At 69.1% G+C, this 19,862-nt stretch carries 20 protein-coding genes; 4 read left to right on the forward strand and 16 right to left on the reverse strand.

The genetic code is table 11. The annotated features are described in order from the left end of the window. Positions 1-30: 30 nt before the first annotated feature. The 12 genes from atpE to rpmE all read right to left on the reverse strand — a co-directional run bounded on the left by atpE (position 31) and on the right by rpmE (position 9,798). Positions 31-261 carry an ATP synthase F0 subunit C gene (atpE, locus tag ACFXJ8_RS30335; RefSeq protein WP_132595523.1) on the reverse strand — a complete coding sequence of 77 codons (231 nt, stop codon included), beginning with the start codon at positions 259-261 and terminating at the stop codon, positions 31-33. Between the two features lie 72 nt (positions 262-333). Next, positions 334-1,128, reverse strand: coding sequence for a F0F1 ATP synthase subunit A (gene atpB / locus ACFXJ8_RS30340; protein WP_379647391.1), 795 nt, complete (start codon positions 1,126-1,128; stop codon positions 334-336). Between the two features lie 70 nt (positions 1,129-1,198). Then, positions 1,199-1,414: an AtpZ/AtpI family protein gene (locus ACFXJ8_RS30345; RefSeq protein ID WP_379647392.1), complete on the reverse strand. Its 216-nt coding sequence runs from the start codon at positions 1,412-1,414 to the stop codon at positions 1,199-1,201. A 66-nt stretch (positions 1,415-1,480) separates the two neighbouring features. After that, positions 1,481-1,903, reverse strand: coding sequence for a hypothetical protein (locus tag ACFXJ8_RS30350; protein ID WP_379647393.1), 423 nt, complete (start codon positions 1,901-1,903; stop codon positions 1,481-1,483). Positions 1,904-2,034: 131 nt separating this feature from the next. After that, positions 2,035-3,282 (reverse strand): glycosyltransferase family 4 protein, encoded by a 1,248-nt coding sequence (locus tag ACFXJ8_RS30355; RefSeq protein WP_379647394.1) that lies wholly within the window; start codon positions 3,280-3,282, stop codon positions 2,035-2,037. 57 nt (positions 3,283-3,339) lie between these two features. Next, complete coding sequence (gene glyA / locus ACFXJ8_RS30360; protein ID WP_379647395.1) at positions 3,340-4,599, reverse strand: serine hydroxymethyltransferase; 1,260 nt, start codon at positions 4,597-4,599, stop codon at positions 3,340-3,342. Positions 4,600-4,620: 21 nt separating this feature from the next. Further along, complete coding sequence (locus ACFXJ8_RS30365; RefSeq protein ID WP_379647396.1) at positions 4,621-4,998, reverse strand: hypothetical protein; 378 nt, start codon at positions 4,996-4,998, stop codon at positions 4,621-4,623. Positions 4,999-5,053: 55 nt separating this feature from the next. After that, the gene (locus ACFXJ8_RS30370) at positions 5,054-6,871 is read right to left on the reverse strand and encodes a hypothetical protein (RefSeq protein ID WP_379647397.1); all 1,818 of its coding nucleotides are present in this window, start codon (positions 6,869-6,871) and stop codon (positions 5,054-5,056) included. Between the two features lie 55 nt (positions 6,872-6,926). Beyond that, entirely contained in the window at positions 6,927-7,574 is a 648-nt protein-coding gene (locus tag ACFXJ8_RS30375; RefSeq protein ID WP_379647398.1) for an L-threonylcarbamoyladenylate synthase, read from the reverse strand. Between the two features lie 11 nt (positions 7,575-7,585). Then, the gene (gene prmC, locus ACFXJ8_RS30380; RefSeq protein ID WP_379647399.1) at positions 7,586-8,440 is read right to left on the reverse strand and encodes a peptide chain release factor N(5)-glutamine methyltransferase; all 855 of its coding nucleotides are present in this window, start codon (positions 8,438-8,440) and stop codon (positions 7,586-7,588) included. Beyond that, entirely contained in the window at positions 8,437-9,489 is a 1,053-nt protein-coding gene (gene prfA / locus ACFXJ8_RS30385; RefSeq protein WP_379647400.1) for a peptide chain release factor 1, read from the reverse strand. The genes prmC and prfA overlap by 4 nt, the downstream gene beginning before the upstream one ends. Before the next feature lie 93 nt (positions 9,490-9,582). After that, positions 9,583-9,798, reverse strand: a complete 216-nt coding sequence (gene rpmE, locus ACFXJ8_RS30390; RefSeq protein ID WP_379576741.1) for a 50S ribosomal protein L31 — start codon at positions 9,796-9,798, stop codon at positions 9,583-9,585. A gap of 248 nt (positions 9,799-10,046) precedes the next feature. Here rpmE and ACFXJ8_RS30395 point away from each other — a divergent pair, with 248 nt between their 5' ends. Further along, complete coding sequence (locus ACFXJ8_RS30395; protein ID WP_379647401.1) at positions 10,047-11,144, forward strand: hypothetical protein; 1,098 nt, start codon at positions 10,047-10,049, stop codon at positions 11,142-11,144. A 150-nt stretch (positions 11,145-11,294) separates the two neighbouring features. Next, positions 11,295-11,624, forward strand: coding sequence for a helix-turn-helix domain-containing protein (locus ACFXJ8_RS30400; protein WP_379647402.1), 330 nt, complete (start codon positions 11,295-11,297; stop codon positions 11,622-11,624). Between the two features lie 273 nt (positions 11,625-11,897). Here the strand turns inward: ACFXJ8_RS30400 and ACFXJ8_RS30405 are convergent, their stop codons facing one another. Then, on the reverse strand, positions 11,898-12,131 hold the full coding sequence (locus ACFXJ8_RS30405; RefSeq protein ID WP_379647403.1) for a hypothetical protein: 234 nt from the start codon (positions 12,129-12,131) through the stop codon (positions 11,898-11,900). A 113-nt stretch (positions 12,132-12,244) separates the two neighbouring features. Here ACFXJ8_RS30405 and ACFXJ8_RS30410 point away from each other — a divergent pair, with 113 nt between their 5' ends. Further along, entirely contained in the window at positions 12,245-12,886 is a 642-nt protein-coding gene (locus ACFXJ8_RS30410) for a hypothetical protein (protein WP_379647404.1), read from the forward strand. Positions 12,887-13,443: 557 nt separating this feature from the next. Here the strand turns inward: ACFXJ8_RS30410 and rho are convergent. The 3 genes from rho to thrC form a co-directional block, all read right to left on the reverse strand. Next, a complete protein-coding gene (gene rho / locus ACFXJ8_RS30415; protein WP_379647405.1) occupies positions 13,444-15,438 on the reverse strand; it encodes a transcription termination factor Rho in 1,995 nt (664 codons plus the stop codon). Positions 15,439-15,889: 451 nt separating this feature from the next. After that, entirely contained in the window at positions 15,890-16,861 is a 972-nt protein-coding gene (gene thrB, locus ACFXJ8_RS30420) for a homoserine kinase (RefSeq protein ID WP_379647406.1), read from the reverse strand. 216 nt (positions 16,862-17,077) lie between these two features. Continuing rightward, positions 17,078-18,118 (reverse strand): threonine synthase, encoded by a 1,041-nt coding sequence (thrC, locus tag ACFXJ8_RS30425; protein ID WP_379647407.1) that lies wholly within the window; start codon positions 18,116-18,118, stop codon positions 17,078-17,080. Between the two features lie 158 nt (positions 18,119-18,276). Here thrC and ACFXJ8_RS30430 point away from each other — a divergent pair, with 158 nt between their 5' ends. Next, positions 18,277-19,734, forward strand: a complete 1,458-nt coding sequence (locus tag ACFXJ8_RS30430; RefSeq protein WP_379647408.1) for a glycosyltransferase — start codon at positions 18,277-18,279, stop codon at positions 19,732-19,734. Positions 19,735-19,862 lie beyond the last annotated feature (128 nt).

Consider the following 19,862-nt stretch of genomic DNA (forward strand, 5'->3'; position numbering starts at 1 on the left):
CAGCCTTTCGTCAGGGGTTCTTCTGGATCGTCAGATGGCCTGGAAGATGAACGGCGCGACCAGACCGATCAGGGCGAGGGCCTCGGTGAGGACGAAGCCGAGGAGCATGTTCTGGCGAATCAGGCCATAAGCCTCGGGCTGGCGCGCGATGGCCTGCACGCCCTGACCGAAGATGATGCCGACGCCGATGCCGGGGCCGATGGCGGCAAGGCCGTAACCGATGGCGGTGACGTTGCCGGAGACCTCAGCGAGAACGCTCATTACTATTTTCCTTTACTTGGTCGGCCGGTGATGCGGGTCGATCACCGGTCTGGACAGTCCGGTAAGTGGTTCTTAGTGCTCCGGGTGCAGGCTGTTGCCGATGTACATGGCGGCCAGCATCGCGAAGAGGAACGCCTGCAGGAACATGATGAACATCTCGAAGCCGGTCATGATGATCGTCATAATGACGCCGAGCACGCCGATAGGGGCACCGAGAGGGGTCAGTTGCTCGAACAGGAACCAGAAGCCGACCATGCTGAAGAAGGCGATGAGCATGTGGCCGGCGAACATGTTGGCGAAGAGTCGCACCGCGTGCGTGAAGGGCGCGATGATCATGTTCGACAGGAACTCGATCGGCGCCAGGAGGACGTAGATGAACTTGGGAAGCCCAGGCGGGAACATCATGTTCTTGAAGTAGCCGCCGACGCCCTGCGTCTTGAAACCAAGGTAGAGCTTCAGCACGTAGATCGACACGGCGAGCACGATCGGGAAGGCGATATGCGAGGCGACGGGGAACTGGGCGATGGGGACGACGCCCATCATGTTCCAGACCCAGATCACGAAGAACATGGTGAGCAGCAGGCCCATGAACCGGTCGGCGTCCTTGCCCAGGAAGGGCCTGGCGACCTGGTCGCGCACGAACATGTAGCCCATCTCGGCGACGTTCTGGACGCCCCTGGGCACGATCTTCGGGCTGGAGAAGGCGGCCCACAGGAAGCCCAGCACGATGATCGAGCTGAGGACCGCCAGCAGCACCGGCTTGGTGAACCATTCGACCCCGGGAATGATCGGGGGGAGTTCGAACAGTTCGGCGGGCAGCGGAGCCTGGAACTGATCAGGATCGGCGAGGAGCGTCAGCGCGATCACGCGGCGTTCCCTTCAGCGTGGTAGGTGGTCACAACGAAGTTCCTTTGGCGGGCTGTCCCGCCGCGCGGAGTTAGCGGCCGTGCTTCCGGTAGACCAGGTAGACGGCGAGCACTGTCCCCAGGACGATGCCTATGGGGAAGAACGCGGACGTGTCGAGATACCGGTCCAGCAACCAGCCAGCACCGCCGTAGAGAACCATCCCGGAGAGCAGGTAGCTGGGAATCGACCACGCGGCGTTGGCGAAGTCGCGGCCGTCGTCCTCGGGCCGGCGTTTCTCTTCGCTCATCGCGCGCCCGACGATAGCAGGCACAGGCAGGACTAGTCATATCGGGCCCCGCTACTTTGCCGGGGATCATGACTGACCCTGCCCCGGCACCTTGGTCTCGGGGTCGACGTAGAGCATCTTGGTCTTCATGAAGGCGCGCACTTCGCCCGCGGTCCACACGATGGTGCCGACCACGACGGTCCAGGCGAAGGCCTTCGGGTTCCACGCGGTCGTGTCGCCGAACGTGCGCAGCATCGCGAGGATGACGAGAACCTTGACGAGGTAGCTGAGCATCGCGGCGATCGCCATCATCTGCGGAGAGACTCGGGCGGCGTAGGACACCGCCACCACGCTGATGGTGAAGAAGACCGCGACGAGGGCGAGGCCGACGGCGGCGCCGAGCGCCCCCTTACCGCCGGCGACCAGGAAAGCCACGATGACAGCGACGGCCCCCACCACCAGGGTGGGTAGCGCGGCGCTTTTGAGGACGCGCACGTCGTTGGCCTGCATCGGTGCTCCAGACAGTCAGTTAACAAGCGAGCGATTGCTACCCCAAGAGCCGTACTCCGTGGGGGCCCTGCTCGTGAAAGATATCACAAGCTCACGGATGACCGCCTTTACCTGCTCTTTCTAGTTCGCGATCAAGGTGAACGAACGGGAAACGCCGGGACAACGGCGGAGTCGTCGCCGCTCCCGGCGAGCCCCTGGGCATCGGCCCTGATGGGAGGCATGGGACCCGTCGCGGGGCCGTCGTCCTCGTCGTCCGGCGTGTTCTTTCGCCTGGCCGAGTGCGAACCGCCCCTCCCGCGCCACCGCGGCAGCGCCATCAGCACCAGCACGCCGATCGCCAGCACGATCACGACCGGGAAGAACTCGCTGGGCACACCCCTGACCGACATGCCGACCAGGCCGAGCGCGAACAGCGACGTCCACGCGTACATGATCAGCACCGTGCGCCGGTGGGAATGGCCGATGTCGAGCAGCCGGTGGTGCAGGTGCCCCCGGTCGGGGGCGAACGGCGACAGGCCCATCGACGTGCGTCTGATGACCGCGCCGATCAGGTCGATGAGCGGGAGCACCATCACCGCGGCGGGCAGCAGGATCGGCATCAGCGCGCCGAACCTGTTCATACCCTCGATCACGTCGGCGTCGACAGGGGTCACGGTGATCAGCGACGCGGCCAGGACCAGGCCGAGCAGCATCGCGCCCGTGTCACCCATGAAGATCTTGGCCGGATGGAAGTTGTGCGGCAGGAAGCCCAGGCACATGCCGATCAGGATCGAGGTGATGGCCGCGGTGGTGTTGATCCTGTTCTGCTCGATGTTCTGGTCGAGGAAGATAGCGTAGACCCAGGTGGCGGCGGCGGCGATGCCGACGATGCCGGCGGCCAGGCCGTCGAGCCCGTCGACGAAGTTGACCGCGTTGATGGAGACGACGACGACCAGGATCGTGATGATCGCGCTCAGGTCGGGCGCGAGGCCGATGCTCTCGCCGCTGACCCACGGGATCCACGGCAGGAACAGGCCGAAGTAGACCAGCACGCCCGCCGCCCCGATCTGCCCGCCGAGCTTGATGAAGGGGTCCATGCCCCACCAGTCGTCGAGGAAGCCGGTCAGCGTGATGAGCCCGCCGGCGACGATGAGCGCCAGCACGGTTTTGTCCTGGGCGAGCACGCCGCCCGTCTTGTCGAGCTGCGTGGCCGTCAGCAGCCCTGCGACCAGCCCGCCGTACATCGCCAGGCCGCCGAGTCGCGGCGTCGGCGTGGTGTGCACGTCACGATCGCGAACCTCGGGCATGGCTCCGATGCGGATGGCGAAACGCCGTACCAGCGGGACGAGCAGGTAGGTCACCGCCGCCGCTGCCAGCGCCATGAAGAGGTATTCGCGCACGGACCTAGTTTCCCGGATGCACCGGCCACCTGTGACCGGAAATCGACACAGATCACCTTATAATTCACTGAGATAAGGCTGATGTTCAGCGGCCAGCTCCGCGACACGTTCCCGCACTTCATCCACAGTTTCGGGATATCTCACCGCACGCGAGACCAGCGTTCCCACCTCCTTCATCTGCTCGGCGCCCATCCCCTGCGTCGTCACGCACGGCGTGCCGACCCGCAGACCCGACGTGACGGCGGGCGGCTCGGGGTCGTAGGGGATGGCGTTGCGGTTCAGCGTGATGCCCGCCGCCGCGCACCGCCGCTCGGCCTCCGCGCCCGTCACCCCGAGGGCGCGCAGGTCGAGGAGCGCGAGATGGCTGTCGGTGCCGCCGGAGACCGGACGCATCCCCTCCAGCGCCTCACACAGGGCGCGCGCGTTGTCGACCACCGCGCGCGCGTAGTCGGCGAACTCCGGCCGCATCGCCTCGCCGAACGCGACCGCCTTGGCGGCCACCGCGTGCATGAGCGGGCCGCCCTGCACGAACGGGAACACCGCCCTGTCGACCCTCGCCGCCAGCTCCGCCGTGCACAGGATGGCGCCGCCGCGCGGCCCGCGCAGCGACTTGTGCGTGGTGAACGTGACGATGTCCGCGTACGGCACCGCCGAAGGGATCGCGCCACCCGCCATCAGGCCGATCGTGTGCGCCACATCGGCCATCAGCCACGCGCCCGCCTCGTCGGCGATGCCCCGGAACACGCCGAAGTCGATGAGCCGGGGATAGGCCGTGGCACCGCACACGATCAGCTTCGGCCGGTGCCTGAGCGCCAGGTCGCGCACCTCGTCGTAGTCGATGAGCTCGGTGTCGCGGCGCACGCCGTACGACACCACGTCGAACCAGCCGCCCGAGAAGTTGACCCGCGAACCATGGGTGAGATGACCGCCGTGCGGCAACGCCATCGCCAGCATCGTGTCGCCGGGATGCAGCAGCGCGGCGTAGGCGGCCAGGTTCGCGCTCGCGCCCGAATGCGGCTGCACGTTGGCGTGGTCGGCGCCGAACAACTGCCCGGCCCGCCGCAGCGCCAGTTCCTCCGCCCTGTCGACCACCTCGCAGCCGCCGTAGTAGCGCCTGCCGGGGTAGCCCTCGGCGTACTTGTTGGTGAGCGTCGACCCGAGCGCCGCCAGCACCGCCGGCGAGCTGAAGTTCTCGCTCGCGATGAGCTGCAGGCCGCCCCGCACCCGGTCCAGCTCGTCCAGCAGCACCTGCGCGATCTCGGGGTCCTCCCGCTGGAGGGCTCCGAAGTCCGGGCCGTAGTGGGGTGCGTCACCCATTCCCCCACTGTAAGCCCACAATCACGAGAAGGCATGGGGCGCGCCGACCGGCGCGGGCACCCACCGCGGCGTGTCCGCCGCCTGGTCGCTGATCGCCGTCAGCACCGACTGCCGATACAGCGCCAGCCTGTTGCGCCACTCAGCCAGATCCTCGACGTACCGCCCGCCGACCGGCGCCTCCCACGTCTGCGGGCTGCGCGCCAACTGGTAGGCCTTGTCCAGGGCCGTCGTCAGCGTCTCCAGCAGGGGCAGGACGGTCTGCCACGCGGTCACCAGGCGCTGGTAGTCAGGGTTGAACTCCCAGGCCCTCGGATGGCCGTCCAGGGGGCTCGCCGAGGCCGTCGCGGGCGGCTGCTCGCCCGGCTGGCGCGGCTGCGGGGCCGGTGGATCGACGTACATGCGCGCTCCCTCTCAGCTTCCCGGGCTCGGCTTCCCGGGCTCGGCTTCCCGGCCTTCAGCTTCCCGGCGGCACGGTCGGCCGGTCGGGCGCGTTCGCCTCGACCCGGCCGGGCTCGCCGTCCGGCCCGAAATCTTCGGCGACCCACTCGCCGCTGCCCCACTCGCCGGGCGGGACCCGCACGGTCGGCATGTCCATGGGCTCGATGTCGCTCGCGTGGTCCATGAGCGCCTTGAGCGCGGCGTCGGACGGCGGCCTGGCATCGGCCGACACCACGTCACTCCCGTCGTTCGCCCACCGCGCCACATCGCCACCACCCACCGGAGCGGCCACTGTCGCCGCCGGATCGGTCCCGGTCGCGAGCGGGGTGTCTGCGGTCGGCGAGGGGGTGGCTGCAGTCGGCGTGGGGGATTCCGCGGTCGGCTGGGGGGTGGCTGCGGTCGGTATGGGGCTGGTCGAAGTCGGCGTAGGTGAGGCCGAGGTGTCTGCGGAGGGCTGGCCGGTGCCGCCTGGGGTCTGCGGCGTTGCTCCGCCGGGATCAACTGAGCCCGCGGGCCCGTCGGGGTGAATTCCGGGGACGGCCGCCTGGCCCCACTCTCCGGTCGGCAGCCGCACGCCCGGCATGTCCATCGGCCCGATGTCGCGCGCGTTGTCCACCAGCGACTTCACCGCCGCGTCGGACGGCGGCCTCGCGTCCGCCGACACCACGTCGCTGCCGTCGTTCGCCCACGTGGCGGGCCCGTCGCCGGTACCCGCCGAGGTTCCGGTACGGCCTGCCGTACCGTCGGACGATTGAGCGGGCTCGGCCGCGCCCACGGAGGGGACGTCGACCGGCCGCACGTCGTCGGCGTTCTCCAGCAGGTCCGCGACCTCGCGCGCCGTGGGCGGGTCGAGCGGAATCTGCAGGACCTTGACCCCGTCCACCTCGACCACCTGCGGTTTGCCCGCGCCAGTCTGATCGAGGTCGTCCGGATGATCCTTCTTCGGGGTGTCGAGAATGTCCTGGCCGGATCTGTCGGGCTCGACGCCCCTGTCCCGACGGCTGTCCCGCTCGTCGCTCTTCGGCGCGTCGGCCTCACTCTTCGGCTGGTCGGTCCCGGTCCTCGGCTCGTCCGCGCCGGTCTTCGGCTGGTCCGTCCTGGGCTGGTCGGTCCCGGTCCTCGACTCGTCCGCGCCGGTCTTCGGCTGGTCCGTCCTGGGTTGGTCGGTCCCGGTCCTCGGCTCGTCCGCGCCGGTCTTCGGTTGGTCGGTCCCGGTCCTCGGCTCGTCCGCGCCGCTCTTCGGCTGGTCGGTCCTGGGCTCGTCGGTCCAGGGCTGGTCGGTACCGGTCCTCGACCGGTCGGGCTCGCTTTTCGGCTCGTCGGTGCCCGTCTTCGACCGGTCGGGCTCGCTCTTGGGCTCGTCCGTGCCCGTCCTCGGCTGGTCATTCTTGGGGTCGTCGGGCCCAGTCTTCGACTGGTCGGTCCCGCTCTTCGGCTCGTCCGTGCCGGTCTTCGGGTGGTCGGTCTTGGGGGGTGGGTCCGTGGGGGTGGTGTCCCGAGGCGTCTCGCTTCTCGGGGCGGGCTCCGGTGGTGAGGTGTCCTTCTCGGACGCGGGCGTACCGTTCGTCGACAGGTCCTTGACCGGCTGCTCCCCCGTCCGGGGGGCGGCCTCCCTCTTCTCCAGCAGCGCCAGCCGTCCCGTGACGTCGCGCGCCATGGTCTCGCACGCGTCGGCCACCTGCGAGGGCCGGTGCGTCGAAGGCGTCGCGAGCCCCGCGGTCCTGGTCACCTGCGCGACCCTGGCCTCGATCGTGCGCATCTGCTCGGCGGCCCGCCGGACCTCGGCCAGCAGGTCACGTACCAGGGTCGGATCCATACCGTCGAACGAGCCCATGCGCCACACGGTAGGTGCAGGAGGGCCCGCCCGCCTCAGGGATAAACAGACGGCATCAATCGTCGGTGGCGATGTATCCCACGATGCCGCGCAGCTTCTCCACCGAGATGGCGCCCTTCCTGAGCAGGCGGGGCACCGCCGTCGTCAGGTCGAGGATCGTCGAGGGCGTGTCGTCGGCGCAGGGCCCGCCGTCGAGGTAGACGGCCACCGACTCGCCGAGCTGCTCCTCCGCGTTCTGCGCGGTCGTCGCGGCGGGCGCGCCCGAACGGTTGGCGCTGGAGACCGCCATCGGGCCCGTCTCCTTGAGCAGGTCGAGCGCGACGGGGTGCAACGGCATGCGCAGCGCGACCGTGCCCTTGGTGTCGCCGAGGTCCCACGACAGCGCCCTGTTCGCCTTGCACACCAGCGTCAGCGGCCCCGGCCAGAAGGCGTCGATGAGGTCCTGGCCGTACGGGCCGAGGTCTTCTGCCAGCGCGTTCGCCGCGCGCACGGTGCCGACGAGGACGGGCGGCGGCATGTCGCGGCCCCGTCCCTTGGCATCGAGCAGCGCGGAGACTGCCGCGGGGGTGAAGGCGTCGGCGCCGATGCCGTAGACGGTGTCCGTCGGCAGCACCACGAGCTCACCCTTGCGTACGGCAGAGGCGGCGTCGGTCAGCCCGGCGGCCTTCTGGTCGGGGTCTGCGCAGTCATAACGTCGTACCACGGCGAGCAATCCTATTCCTGGCCGAACTTGGCGGTGACGAAGCGGTCCCGGCGGGTGAGGTCCTGGCGCAGCCGGGCGTCGCGCCAGCCCTTGTCCTCGGGGAAGAGGCGGTAGACGGCTTGGCCCTGCTCGTCGGCGTGCTCGACGGCCACCAGGCCACCCGGCCTGAGCAGGCGGCGGGCCGTACGCTCGACGGCTCTGACCTCGTTGAGCCCGTCGGCGCCGCTGCCGTACAGCGCCCGAGAAGGGTCGTAGTCGCGCACCTCGGGGTCGCGCGGGATCGCGCCGGGCGGGATGTAGGGCGGGTTGGAGATGACGAGGTCGACCTTGCCGTTGAGCTCGGGCAGCGCGTCGGCGAGGTCCTCAGGGTGCAGGTGGACCCTGCCCTGGCCGTGCTCGGCGATGTTGCGCTTGGCCCAGCCGTACGCGTCGGGATCGACCTCGACCGCGTGGACCTGCGCCAGCGCCACCTCCTGCGCGATCGACAGCGCGATCGCGCCCGAACCGGTGCCGAGGTCAACCACGAGCGGCTCGGCGACGTCCATCTCGCGCAGGCGCTCGATCGCCCAGCCCGCGACCACCTCGGTCTCCGGCCGCGGCACGAAGACGCCAGGGCCCACCGCCAGCTCCAGGTAGCGGAAGTAGGCGTGGCCGGTGATGTGCTGCAGGGGCTCCCTGGCCGCGCGCCTGGAGACGCCCTCCCAGAAGAGGGCGTCGAAGTCGGCGTCCTTGACCGTGTGGAGCGCGCTCCTGCGCACACCGTGAACGAACGCCGCGATCTCCTCGGCGTCAGTGCGCGGCGACGGAACCCCGGCCTCGGCCAGCCGAGCGGTTGCGAGGGCGATCTCGTCCAGCAGGAATGTCATGAGTGTTGTGCGAGCTTCTCCGCCATTTCGGCGTCGATGAGGGCCTGGGTGACAGCGCTCAGTTCTCCGTCGAGCACCTGGTCGAGGTTATACGCCTTGAAGCCGACGCGGTGGTCGGAGATGCGGTTCTCGGGGAAGTTGTAGGTCCTGATGCGCTCAGAGCGGTCCATCGTGCGAACCTGCGACTTGCGCTCGGCCTGGGCGGCGGCCTCGGCCTCCTCCTGCGCCACGGCCAGCAGCCTGGCCCGCAGGATGCGCATCGCCGACTCCTTGTTCTGGAGCTGGCTCTTCTCGTTCTGGCAGGAGACGACCACGCCGGTCGGCAGGTGGGTGATGCGGACCGCCGAGTCGGTGGTGTTGACGCTCTGCCCGCCGGGACCGCTGGAGCGGTAGACGTCGATGCGCAGTTCGTTGGGGTCGATGTTGACCTCGACCTCTTCGGCCTCAGGGTAGACCAGGACACCGGTCGCGCTGGTGTGGATGCGGCCCTGCGACTCGGTGACGGGCACCCGCTGCACGCGGTGCACGCCGCCCTCGTACTTCAGCCTCGACCAGACGCCCTCGTCACCCTTGGCCTTGATCGCGACCGTGACGTCCTTGTAGCCGCCGAGGTCGGAGTGCTGGGCGTCGATGATCTCGGTCTTCCAGCCGGCCCGTTCGGCGTAGCGCAGATACATCCGCAGCAGGTCGCCGGCGAACAGCGCCGACTCCTCGCCGCCCTCACCCTGCTTGATCTCCATGATGATGTCTTTCTCATCATTGGGGTCACGCGGGATGAGCAGGTGCTTGAGCTTCTCCTCCAGCTTGGGGATGCGCTCCTCCAGCTGGGCGGCCTCCTCTGCGAAGGCTTCGTCCTCCGCGGCCAGCTCCTTGGCCGCGGAGAGGTCGTCTCTGACGCCCTCCAGCTCGCGGTAGGTGCCGACGATGGGCGTCAGCTGGCGGTAGCGCCTGCCGAGCGTGCGGGCCTTGTTCTGGTCGGCGTGCACGGCGGGATCCGCGAGCTGCTGCTCCAGCTCGGCGTACTCACTGAGCAGTTCGTCGAGATTCACCGTGCGTCCTTCTTCCGCTTTGTCGCCGCCCTCTTCACTACGAACGCCGACCCGGGAGCGCGCATGTGCGTCTCCGGGCCGGCGTCAGGGAAGCTACTTGCTGGCCTTCTTGCCGAAGCGCTGCTCGAAGCGCGCCACGCGACCGCCGGTGTCGAGGATCTTCTGCTTGCCCGTGTAGAACGGGTGGCAGGCCGAGCACACGTCGGCGTGGATGACGCCGTTCTTCGCGGTGCTGCGCGTGGTGAACGAGTTACCGCAGGTGCAGGTCACCTGAGTCACGTGGTACTCGGGGTGGATGTCGCGCTTCATGACTGTCCTTTCGGGGTGCGGTCGCCGGGTCGCTCCGTACGGCTTGCGCGCTGTCGCACACGGTCGGTCGCGCGCTGCGGGAACCGGTACCGCTTCGGTTCAGCTACCAGTGTGCCAGATCCTCCAACCACCCCAGGCCACGAGCCATTCCCACGGATCTTGTGGACGAGTCACACGTGCCCCACTAGGCTCCAGTGTCCAATCCGTAACTTTTCACCCATTTACACCGATGCAAGGGGCCCCATCACATGAAAAGAAGGATGCGGTTGCTGCTGGCGACCGCAACGGGGGTGGCTGTGCTCGTCGGGGGCGCCGGCCTCTCCTCGGCCAGCGCATCCGTGTCGCGTGCGGCCTACGTGGCAGCCGACGACATCACCAATGTCTCCGTCGGCAACGCGTACGTGCCCGCCGACAAGGAGATCGAGGTCAGCTTCAGCTTCGCGCTGGCCAACCCGCTCGGCCCCGGGACCGGGCCGACCACCGACGCCGACAAGGTCACGATCACCGCGGCCGACATCACCCCGGCGGGCAAGAGCGCCAAGGCGGTGACGACCTCCGTCAACTACCCGGCGCACGTCACCGGCGAATCGACGGCGCCCCGCCCGGCCTCCGCGTCGGGAACCGGCAAGTTCACCATCAGCAAGGACGACCCGGCGGGCGACTGGACGCTGCGCCTGCAGACCTCGCGCGGCAACACGAGCACCTTCACCGTCAAGGTGGCGGGCAAGCAGGGCATCACCGGCGCCTCGGTCACCCCGAACCCGGTCAACCTGGTCAAGGGCCAGGAGGTCAAGGTCACCGTGCAGGCCGCGGTGAAGGACGCCACGCTCGTCAGCGCCAAGATGGTCAGCGACACCACCTCCGAGTACTACGACCTCGGCAGCCTCGAACTCGCCACGGACGGCTACTACACGGGCACCGTCTACTTCACCGACGACAGCGCGCCGGGCGACTGGACGCTGGAGATCTCCGCCAGCCGCGGCGGCGAGACGCTCAAGGGCGTCGGCTCGTTCAGCGTGAACGCGCCGGAGGGCGGAGCGTCCAAGAAGTCCAAGTCGAAGATCACGCTGAGCGCGCCCAACAAGGCGAAGCTCGGCAAGACCTTCAAGATCTACGGCAAGGTCTATCGGGGGACCAAGGCGTACAAGGGCAAGGTCGTCGAGGTGTACTTCAAGAAGAAGGGCACCAAGTCGTACAAGTTCATGGGCTTCGCGAAGGCGACGTCGACGGGCAAGTACACGAAGACGGTCAAGCAGAAGTACGACGGGTACTGGCGCACGAAGGTGCCCGCGACCAGCAAGACCCACAGCTCCTGGTCGGCCCAGGAGTTCGTGGACGTCAAGTAACACCCGGCTCTGCCGGTACGGCCCGCTCCATTGAGGAGCGGGCCTTCTTTTTGGGTTCTCGCAGGGAGAATTCGACGCAAGCCCCGGCACCGCGCAGAAGGTTGAGGCTACGTTCACCTTCACGAACTGCGACCCGGATTCGGTGACCCTGTGAGCCCTGCGCACCGCTGGCAGGAGGTCAAGGCGGAGGCGCACCGGCTACACCCCGAGCTTGCCGATCCCGACCGCCAGGCCGTCGCCAACGCTCGCCTGGACGCCTACGTGGCCGGCTACCACCTGAAGGAACTGCGCAAGTCTGTGGGCAAGACCCAGGCGGACGTCGCCGCCACACTGGGCATCTCCCAGGCCCGTGTCTCCCAGATCGAGAACGGCGACTTTGAGTCGATGGAGTTGGAGACCATCCGGGGCTATGCGGCCGCGCTCGGCGGACACGTCGACGTGACGATCAGCGTGGGGCCGCACTCGATCAAGGTCGCGTAGCGCGCATCTCCGGTCCGACGCATGTCGCGGGGCAGAGGTAGCCAGCAGGCCTCCACCGGTGCCTGGCTGGCCCGCTTGAAGCTCTGCCTCGCGTTCCCTTAACGATCTTCCATTTCGACGGGCGTCGAGGGCCGGGAGCGCGCGTACCGCCCACTGGCGAGGACCACGGGTCTGCCAAGATGACAAGCGGTTGGTTGGCACGAACTTGACCCTGGACGAGCCCGATGAGGTCCGCGTCAGCCCAGAGATCTCCGTCAGAACGTCTACACGCGGTCACTCACCTGCGGCCACCTGGAAGCCCTGGGCCCTGGCTTGTCTTTCGATGTGCTTTCTCATCCGCTCGACGCGAGCCGGATCGGCTTGAGCGGCTCGCTCGCGCAGCTTGGCGTGAGCGTGCTGGTCGCGGAGGCGTTTGGCTGCCATGGCCTCGTTGAACGCGGCTGACACCGATTCGGCCTTACCGGTTTCGACAAGTCGCTCGGCATAGGTGGCCAGATGCGGGTCCACCGCAATGGTGATCCGCTTCTTGTTGCCGCTGTCGGCGTACTGGTTCCAGCGTGGAGCCGGGTACGGGTAAACGTGCAGACACCAGCGAGTATCGCCCGATAGCTTGAGCTGCCATGACCCCGCAGGAGGCCCGCGCCGTCGTGGCGGCTGTGCCCACAGCCCGCGAGCGCTGGCTGGCCCAAACGGTTACGACAGTGCAGGCAGAGGCGCTGTGGCTGGCCGGTTCCTTGGGACGCAGTGGCGGCGATGCGTGGAGCGATGTCGATCTGATCGTGGTCGATGGTCCCCCCGCTCTGGACAACGCCCTGCTCGTCCTGGAGCAGCCGAGCAACGGCCCGGTTGGCGGCGGGTACGTCGGAGCCATGTACGACATCGGCCCGCTCACGCTGTGGGTTGACTGGTACCTGTGGCCGCCCGGCATCGAGGTGCCGAGCGATACGCGGCTGCTGCTCGGCCATGGCACGCCGGGGAATCTCGGCCTGGGAGAAGCGCTTGATCACATCGGACGCGGCCGTCCCGGACCCACGCCGGACCCTGCGCTGTTCGCCCTCGCGATGCTCCCCCTCGCGGCAAAGTCCATCGCTCGGAGGCAAAGCGAGGCTGCCATGGCGATGGCCACGATGCTCGGCGCGCCACCAGACCTGGATCCCCTCGACGGCCTGATGACGGTGCTCTCGCACATCGCGGGACATGCCACGGTTCGTGACCGGGTCGAGCGCTACCTCCATGTCGTAAGTACCTTGGTCCGCAGCTAAGACCCAATCCGTACCCTCCAGGGTGCCCGCCGGGCCTAGCCAGACGGTGGGTCAGATGGGGCCTCTGGTGACCGCGCCGTCACGTCGATGGTGCGTCCCATGGACGTGGGATTCCCGAGGCACCCGCACGTTCTGGCCGTCCCCGATACTCCTAACGATCTCCCGTTACGGCGAACGTCGAGGGACCGGGGAGCGCGAGGGGCCGGCAGGCCACTCGCTGGGGGTGCGGGGGCATGCCCCCGCTCGGAACTGCCCGAGCCCCGAGGCGCGAAGCGCCGATCGGCGAGGACCATGCCGTTGCCGGGGGCGCGGGGGCGTGCCCCCGGTCAGAACTGCCCGAGCCCCAAGCGCGAGGCGCCCACCAGCGAGGACCATGCCGTTGCCGGGGGCCCCGCATAAAACAGCCCGAGTCCCAAGCGCGAAGCGCCACCAGCGAGGACCATGCCGTTGCCCGGGGGTGCACCACGGCCTGAGCTCCGAAACGCGAGAAGCATGCCGGAAAGGGCGAAAGCGCCCCAGGTTCGGAAACCTGGGGCGCTTTCGTCGTGATGCCGGTGCTAGTCGCGGTCGGAGCTGACCGTCGTCTTCTGGACCTGGAGGAGGAACTCCGCGTTGGACTTCGTCTCCTTCATCTTCTCCAGGAGCAGCTCCAGCGCCTGCTGCATGTCCAGCGCGTGGAGGACGCGGCGGAGCTTCCAGACGATCTGGAGCTCGTCCTTGCCCATGAGGATCTCTTCCTTACGGGTGCCGGACGCGTCGACGTCCACCGCGGGGAAGATGCGCTTGTCGGCCAGGGAGCGGTTGAGCTTGAGCTCGGCGTTGCCGGTGCCCTTGAACTCCTCGAAGATGACCTCGTCCATCTTCGACCCGGTCTCGACCAGGGCGGTGGCGAGGATCGTCAGGGAGCCGCCGTTCTCGATGTTGCGCGCGGCGCCGAAGAAGCGCTTCGGCGGGTAGAGCGCGGTCGAGTCGACACCACCGGACAGGATGCGTCCGGACGCCGGGGCCGCCAGGTTGTAGGCGCGGCCGAGGCGGGTGATGGAGTCGAGCAGGACCACCACGTCGTGTCCGAGCTCCACCAGCCGCTTGGCGCGCTCGATGGCGAGCTCGGCGACGGTGGTGTGGTCCTCGGCAGGACGGTCGAAGGTCGAGTGGATGACCTCGCCCTTGACCGAGCGCTGCATGTCGGTGACTTCTTCGGGCCGCTCGTCGACGAGCACGACCATCAGGTGGCACTCGGGGTTGTTGCGGGTGATCGCGTTGGCGATCGACTGCAGCACCATCGTCTTGCCGGCCTTGGGCGGGGAGACGATGAGGCCGCGCTGGCCCTTGCCGATCGGCGACACGAGGTCGATGATCCGCGTGGTCAGGATGTTGGGCTCGGTCTCCAGGCGCAGCCGCTCCTGCGGGTAGAGCGGGGTGAGCTTGTTGAAGTCGGGCCTGTTGCGAGCCTGCTCGGGGTCCATGCCGTTGACGGTGTCGAGGCGGACCAGGGCGTTGAACTTCTCCCTGCGCTCGCCGTCGCGCGGCTGGCGGACGGCGCCGGTGACGACGTCGCCCTTGCGCAGGCCGTTGCGGCGGATCTGGGCCAGCGACACGTACACGTCGTTGGAGCCGGGCAGGTAGCCGCTGGTCCTGACGAAGGCGTAGTTGTCGAGGATGTCGAGGATGCCGGCGATCGGGATGAGGACGTCGTCGTCGCCGATCACGGGCTCGTTGCTGTCGAAGCGGTCACGGCCCCTGCCGCGGTTGCGCTCCCTGAAGCGCCCGCGCCTGCCGCGCCCGCGCTCGTCGTCGTCGCCCATGCCGCGCTGGTCCTGGCCGCGGTCCTGCGAACGGTCCTGCGAACGGTCCTGGCCACGCTCCTGCGAGCGGTCCTGGCCCCGGTCCTGCGCGCGGTCGCCGCGGTCGGTGCGCTGCGGCTGCTGCTCGCCGCGCTCCTGGCGGTCGCCGCCACGCTCCTGCCGCTCGCCACGGTCACTGCGCTCGCCACGGTCACCGCGCTCGCGGCGGCTGCGGCGCTCGCCGCGGTCGCGGCGGCTCTCGCCACGCTCGGCGCGGCCTTCGGACGGCTGGTCGGCCTGCTCCACGGCGGGCTGCTGCGGCTGCTCGACGACGGTCGGGGCCGCTGCCACGGCGGGCGCGGCGGCGGCAGCGGCAGGCTGCTCGGGGGCCGCGACGGGCTCGGGAGCGGTCACGGGCTCGGCGGCGGCAGCGGAGCGGGAACGTTCCCTGCGGCTGCGAGCGGGGCGCTCGGCCACGGCCGGCGCTTCGACGGGTGCGGGCGCCTCGGCGGCCGCTGGGGCGCTGTCACCGGCGCCGACTCCCTGCTTCTCCTGGATACGCGCGATGAGCTCGCTCTTGCGCATCCGCCCGGTCCCGCTGATGCCCAGCTCGGCGGCAATCTTCTGCAGCTCGGGCAGCACCTTCGCGGACAGTCCGGTGCCGGAGCGACGCGCGCGAGGCTTGGCCGCGGCGCGGGTGGGGGTGTCGCCGGACGCGCTCGCGGCGGAGCCGGAAGCGTCGGAGAGGAGTTCGGTGGTGTCGCTCAACTAAGGGTCCTTCCCAGGGGTCGGGCGTCGGCCATGATCAGCCGATCGTCCCGGAGGTGCTGTCGATCCGGCGGGACAGACCGGGTCGGGGTGCACTTTGCGATCTTCGGCCGCCGCGCAGGACGGCCGCCACGGTTGGGGAGGGATTCGTCCAGGTCGCCACAGGACGGTGACGAGTGGAGGGAACCCCCCAGATTGCTGTCGCCAGATGTCGAAAGCGGTTCGCACGCGCACTTCCCCGGATTCGCCACCTCGCGTCGCGCCGACCGGGTGTTGGCCGAACGGGGCGAGCGGATTCGGGGAGACAGCCGTGCTGCTCACGCCTCGCGACGTGAAGCATGATGCAGCGATATCCGGCTGACAAGCACGCACCCAACAAGGGGGCATCTGGTGCGGCTACCAGCCTAACATCACCAGCGCACACGGCTATTCCCTGAAAGTCCAAGAGGCATCAGCGTGTCTCGGGGAACTGAACGTTCGCACCGTTCTGGTCGACGTCCATTTGCTGGATGTGCCAGTCACTACCCACTTCTGGCGCGATCAAATCCTGCACATCCGGTGTCGAAAGCACAAGAATCGTGGGACCCGCTCCCGAAACGGTGGCAGGCAGGCCCACGGCACGCAGCCGTTCTACCAGATCGGCCGTCCGCTGCATGGCAGGCGCGCGGTAGTCCTGGTGAAGACGGTCTTCCGTGCCCGCGAGCAGCAGGTCGCGTTCGGGTCGCCCGGTCAGCGCGGCGATCAGCAACGCGGCCCGCCCCGCGTTGACGGACGCGTCCTTGTGGGGCACGTCCTTGGGTAGAAGCCCCCTGGCCGTCTCGGTGGACAGCCGCGTGGCGGGTATCAGCACGACTGGCCTGATATTCGCGTCGGGAACCAGTTTCACCATATGCGGTGCTCCGCCCTGGTCGCTCCACGCGATGGTGAGGCCACCGGCCAGGCACGGGGCCACGTTGTCCGGATGCCCCTCCATTTCGGTGGCCAGGGCGAAGACCTCCTCGTCGCTCAGCTCCGTTGTTCGCTGAGAGCCGAGCGCCGCCGTCCCTCCCTCCGGCGTGTACGGCATGCCCGCCAGCGCCCTCGCGGCGAGAATTCCGGCGCAGATCGCGGCGGAGGACGATCCGAGGCCTCGCGCGTGCGGAATCCTGTTGCGGCAGTGCAGGCGGATTCCGGCGGGTTGCGGGGCGTTCATCCGGTCGAAGGTCCTGCGCATGGCCTGGATGATGAGGTGTTCGTCGCCGAGGTCGAGTTCGCCGAAGCCTTCGCCCTCGACCGAGATCTCCACGCGCCGCCCGCTCGGCGGGGTGAACAGCGACGCCTCGATCTCGTCGTGGAGGCTCAGTGCCAGGCCGAGGGCGTCGAATCCGGGGCCCAGGTTCGCCGAGGTCGCCGGAACCCGGACGATCACCCTGCTGTCGGTCATGTGTCTCCTACTAATGGGAAACCTGCTAAGTGGACTGCCACTACGGCCCTGACCAGGCACGACAGTGGGGTGGCGGTACGGCGAGCAGGTTTCCCATTAGTAAGGGTCGCCGTGACGGCGGGCGCCGGAGTCCTGCTGGGCGGCGCGCCTTCGGCGGACGGGACCCCGTGACCACGGAGGCGCCGAGCCCGCTTGCCGTACCGGAAGAAGGGAGGGTCAGTCGAGGCCGAGCGCCGAGGCCGCGGCGTGCACGTCGATCGGGATGGTGACGGGCGCGGGCGCGCCCGAGATCGCCCAGTCGGGGTCCTTGAGGCCGTTGCCCGTGACCGTGCAGACGATCCGCTGCCCGGCCTCCACGAGGCCCTGCTCGTGCGCCTGCAGCAGGCCCGCGACGCTGGCGGCCGAGGCGAGCTCGACGAACACGCCCTCCTCCTGCGCCAGCAGCTTGTAGGCGGCGGCGATCTGACGGTCGGTCACCGCCTGGATGACGCCGCCCGACTCGTCGCGCGCCGCCTCGGCGAGCTTCCACGACGCCGGGTTGCCGATGCGGATGGCGGTGGCGATGGTGTGCGGGTGGGTGACGGGCGCGCCGTTGACGATGGGCGCCGCGCCGCTGGCCTGGAAGCCGAACATGCGCGGCGACGTGCCGTACTCCTGGTAGCCCATCCAGTAGGCGGAGATGTTGCCCGCGTTGCCGACGGGGATGCAGTGGATGTCGGGCGCGGCGCCGAGCGCGTCGACGATCTCGAAGGCGGCCGTCTTCTGGCCCTGCAGGCGGTACGGGTTGACCGAGTTGACCAGGGCGATCGGGTAGTTCTCCGACAGCTTCCTGGTCATCTCGAGGCAGTCGTCGAAGGAGCCCTCGACCTGCAGCAGCGTCGCGCCGTGCACGAGCGCCTGCGCCAGCTTGCCCATGGCGATCTTGCCGCGGGGCACGAGCACGGCGCAGGTCAGCCCGCCGCGTACGGCGTAGGCCGCGGCCGAGGCGGAGGTGTTGCCGGTCGAGGCGCAGATGACGGCCTTGGCGCCCTCTTCCACGGCCTTGCTGATGGCCATGGTCATGCCGCGGTCCTTGAAGCTGCCGGTCGGGTTGGCGCCCTCGACCTTCAGGTAGACCTCGCAGCCCGTCAGCGCCGAGACGCGGTGGGCGGGGACGAGGGGCGTGCCGCCCTCCAGGAGCGTGACCACGGGCGTCGTCTCGCTCACCGGCAACCGGTCCCGGTATTCCTCGATGAGGCCTCGCCATGCCCTGGTCATGATTCGCTCCTGCGACTACCTGCGGTGTTGGGCACAGAGTCTACGACCACCCGGCTCATCCGGTGGTACGGCGGTCCACCGATTGGACAGACTCTTCCGCCAATACCCCACAACCCCGGATAAGGTCTCCCACAGGGGACGGGGAGGGCTTGATCACCATGACTGCGATAAGGCAGAACGACTACTCCGCACTGACGCCGCCGCCACTGGGCGAGTGGTCGCCGTCCCTGTCGGTGAGCGTGGTCGTCCCCGCGCACGGCGGTCCGCATCTCGATCTCACGCTGGCCGCGCTGGCCTGCCAGACCTACCCCGAGCAGCTCATGGAGGTCGTGGTCGTCGACGACGGCAGCGAGCCGCCGATCACGCTGCCGGAGACCAGGCCGGTCAACACCAGGATCGTCCGCGTCACGGACGGCTGGGGCATCTCCGCCGCGGTCAACACCGGGGTGAAGGCCGCCGACGGCGAGATCATCCAGCGGCTCGACTCCGACATGGTGGCCTGCCGCGAGCACATCGAGGCGATGGCCCGATGGCATCACGTATCGGACTACGTGGTCTCGATCGGCATGAAGAAGTTCGTCGACAAGCCGCCGCTCACGCCGAAGCAGGTCTACCGGGCGACCGACCTGGGCGAGCTGTTCGACCTCTCGGCGGCGATCCCGAGCTCGACGGAGGCGACGATCGAGAAGACGGACGGGCTGCGCAAGAGCCGCAACCCGTATCACGTGTGCACGGGGCCGACGTTCGCCCTGCCACGTGAGGTGTTCCACGCGGTCGGCGGCCTCGATCCGCACGTCCTGCGCGGCGAGGACACCGAGTTCGCCTACCGGCTGGCGATGCACGGCGTGGTGTTCGTGCCCGACGAGCGGGCGCAGGCCGTCCATCTGGGGCTCCCGGCCCAGCACCGCGACCGCGAGCGGGCGGTGCGGGTGGTCGAGCCGTTCCTGGCCCACCGCATCCCGCTCCGCCGCGACCTGCGCAAGGACAAGGGCAGGCGGTGGCTGGTGCCGTACGTGGAGATCGTCCTGGACGTCACGGACACCTCCGAGGCCACGGTACGGCAGGCGGTGGCAGCCGCGCTCGACGGGAAGCTGCAGGACGTCGTGGTGACGCTCGTCGGGCCCTGGTCGCGGCTGGGCGACGGACGGCGTTCGGTGCTCGGCGACCCGTGTTTCGAGCTCAGGGTGATGCGCGAGCTCTACGCGCACGACGATCGGGTCAGGCTCATCGACGAGGCGGCGCCGACGCCCTCGCCGACGCCGTTCCGCTACGTCGGGCCCGTCGACGTGCCCCTGCACAGAGCGACGCTGGAACGGATGGTCGAGTCGGTGCAGAAGGACCTGGCGGGCGTGCTGGTCGTCGAGCTGCCCGACGGGCGCGAGGCCAGGCTGGAGCGCACGTCGGCGCTGGCCCGCGCGCGGCTGCTGGCGCCCGAGGGCGGCGGCGACCCCGACGAGATCATCGAGGTCACCCACGGCATCAGGCGCGAGGGTCCCGACCGCTACTGGCCCGCGCCCGCCGCGCCCAAGCCGGTCTCGATCCCCGCCCCCGCGCCCGCCGTCCCCGAGGAGCGCACCCTGCTGCGCCGCCTGAAGTCCGCCCTGCGCCCCAACTGACCCACCCGAACCACTCCCCCCGGGGCCCGGAGCCCCGAGGGACTGGACCGGGTTCCCTGGAAACCGGAAATCCGGGAACCGGGATGGGACGGGAGACGGGTCCGGGAAGCGGGCGTCCGGGAACCGGG

It is taken from the genome of Nonomuraea sp. NPDC059194, from assembly GCF_042754765.1.
Lineage (GTDB): Bacteria > Actinomycetota > Actinomycetes > Streptosporangiales > Streptosporangiaceae > Nonomuraea.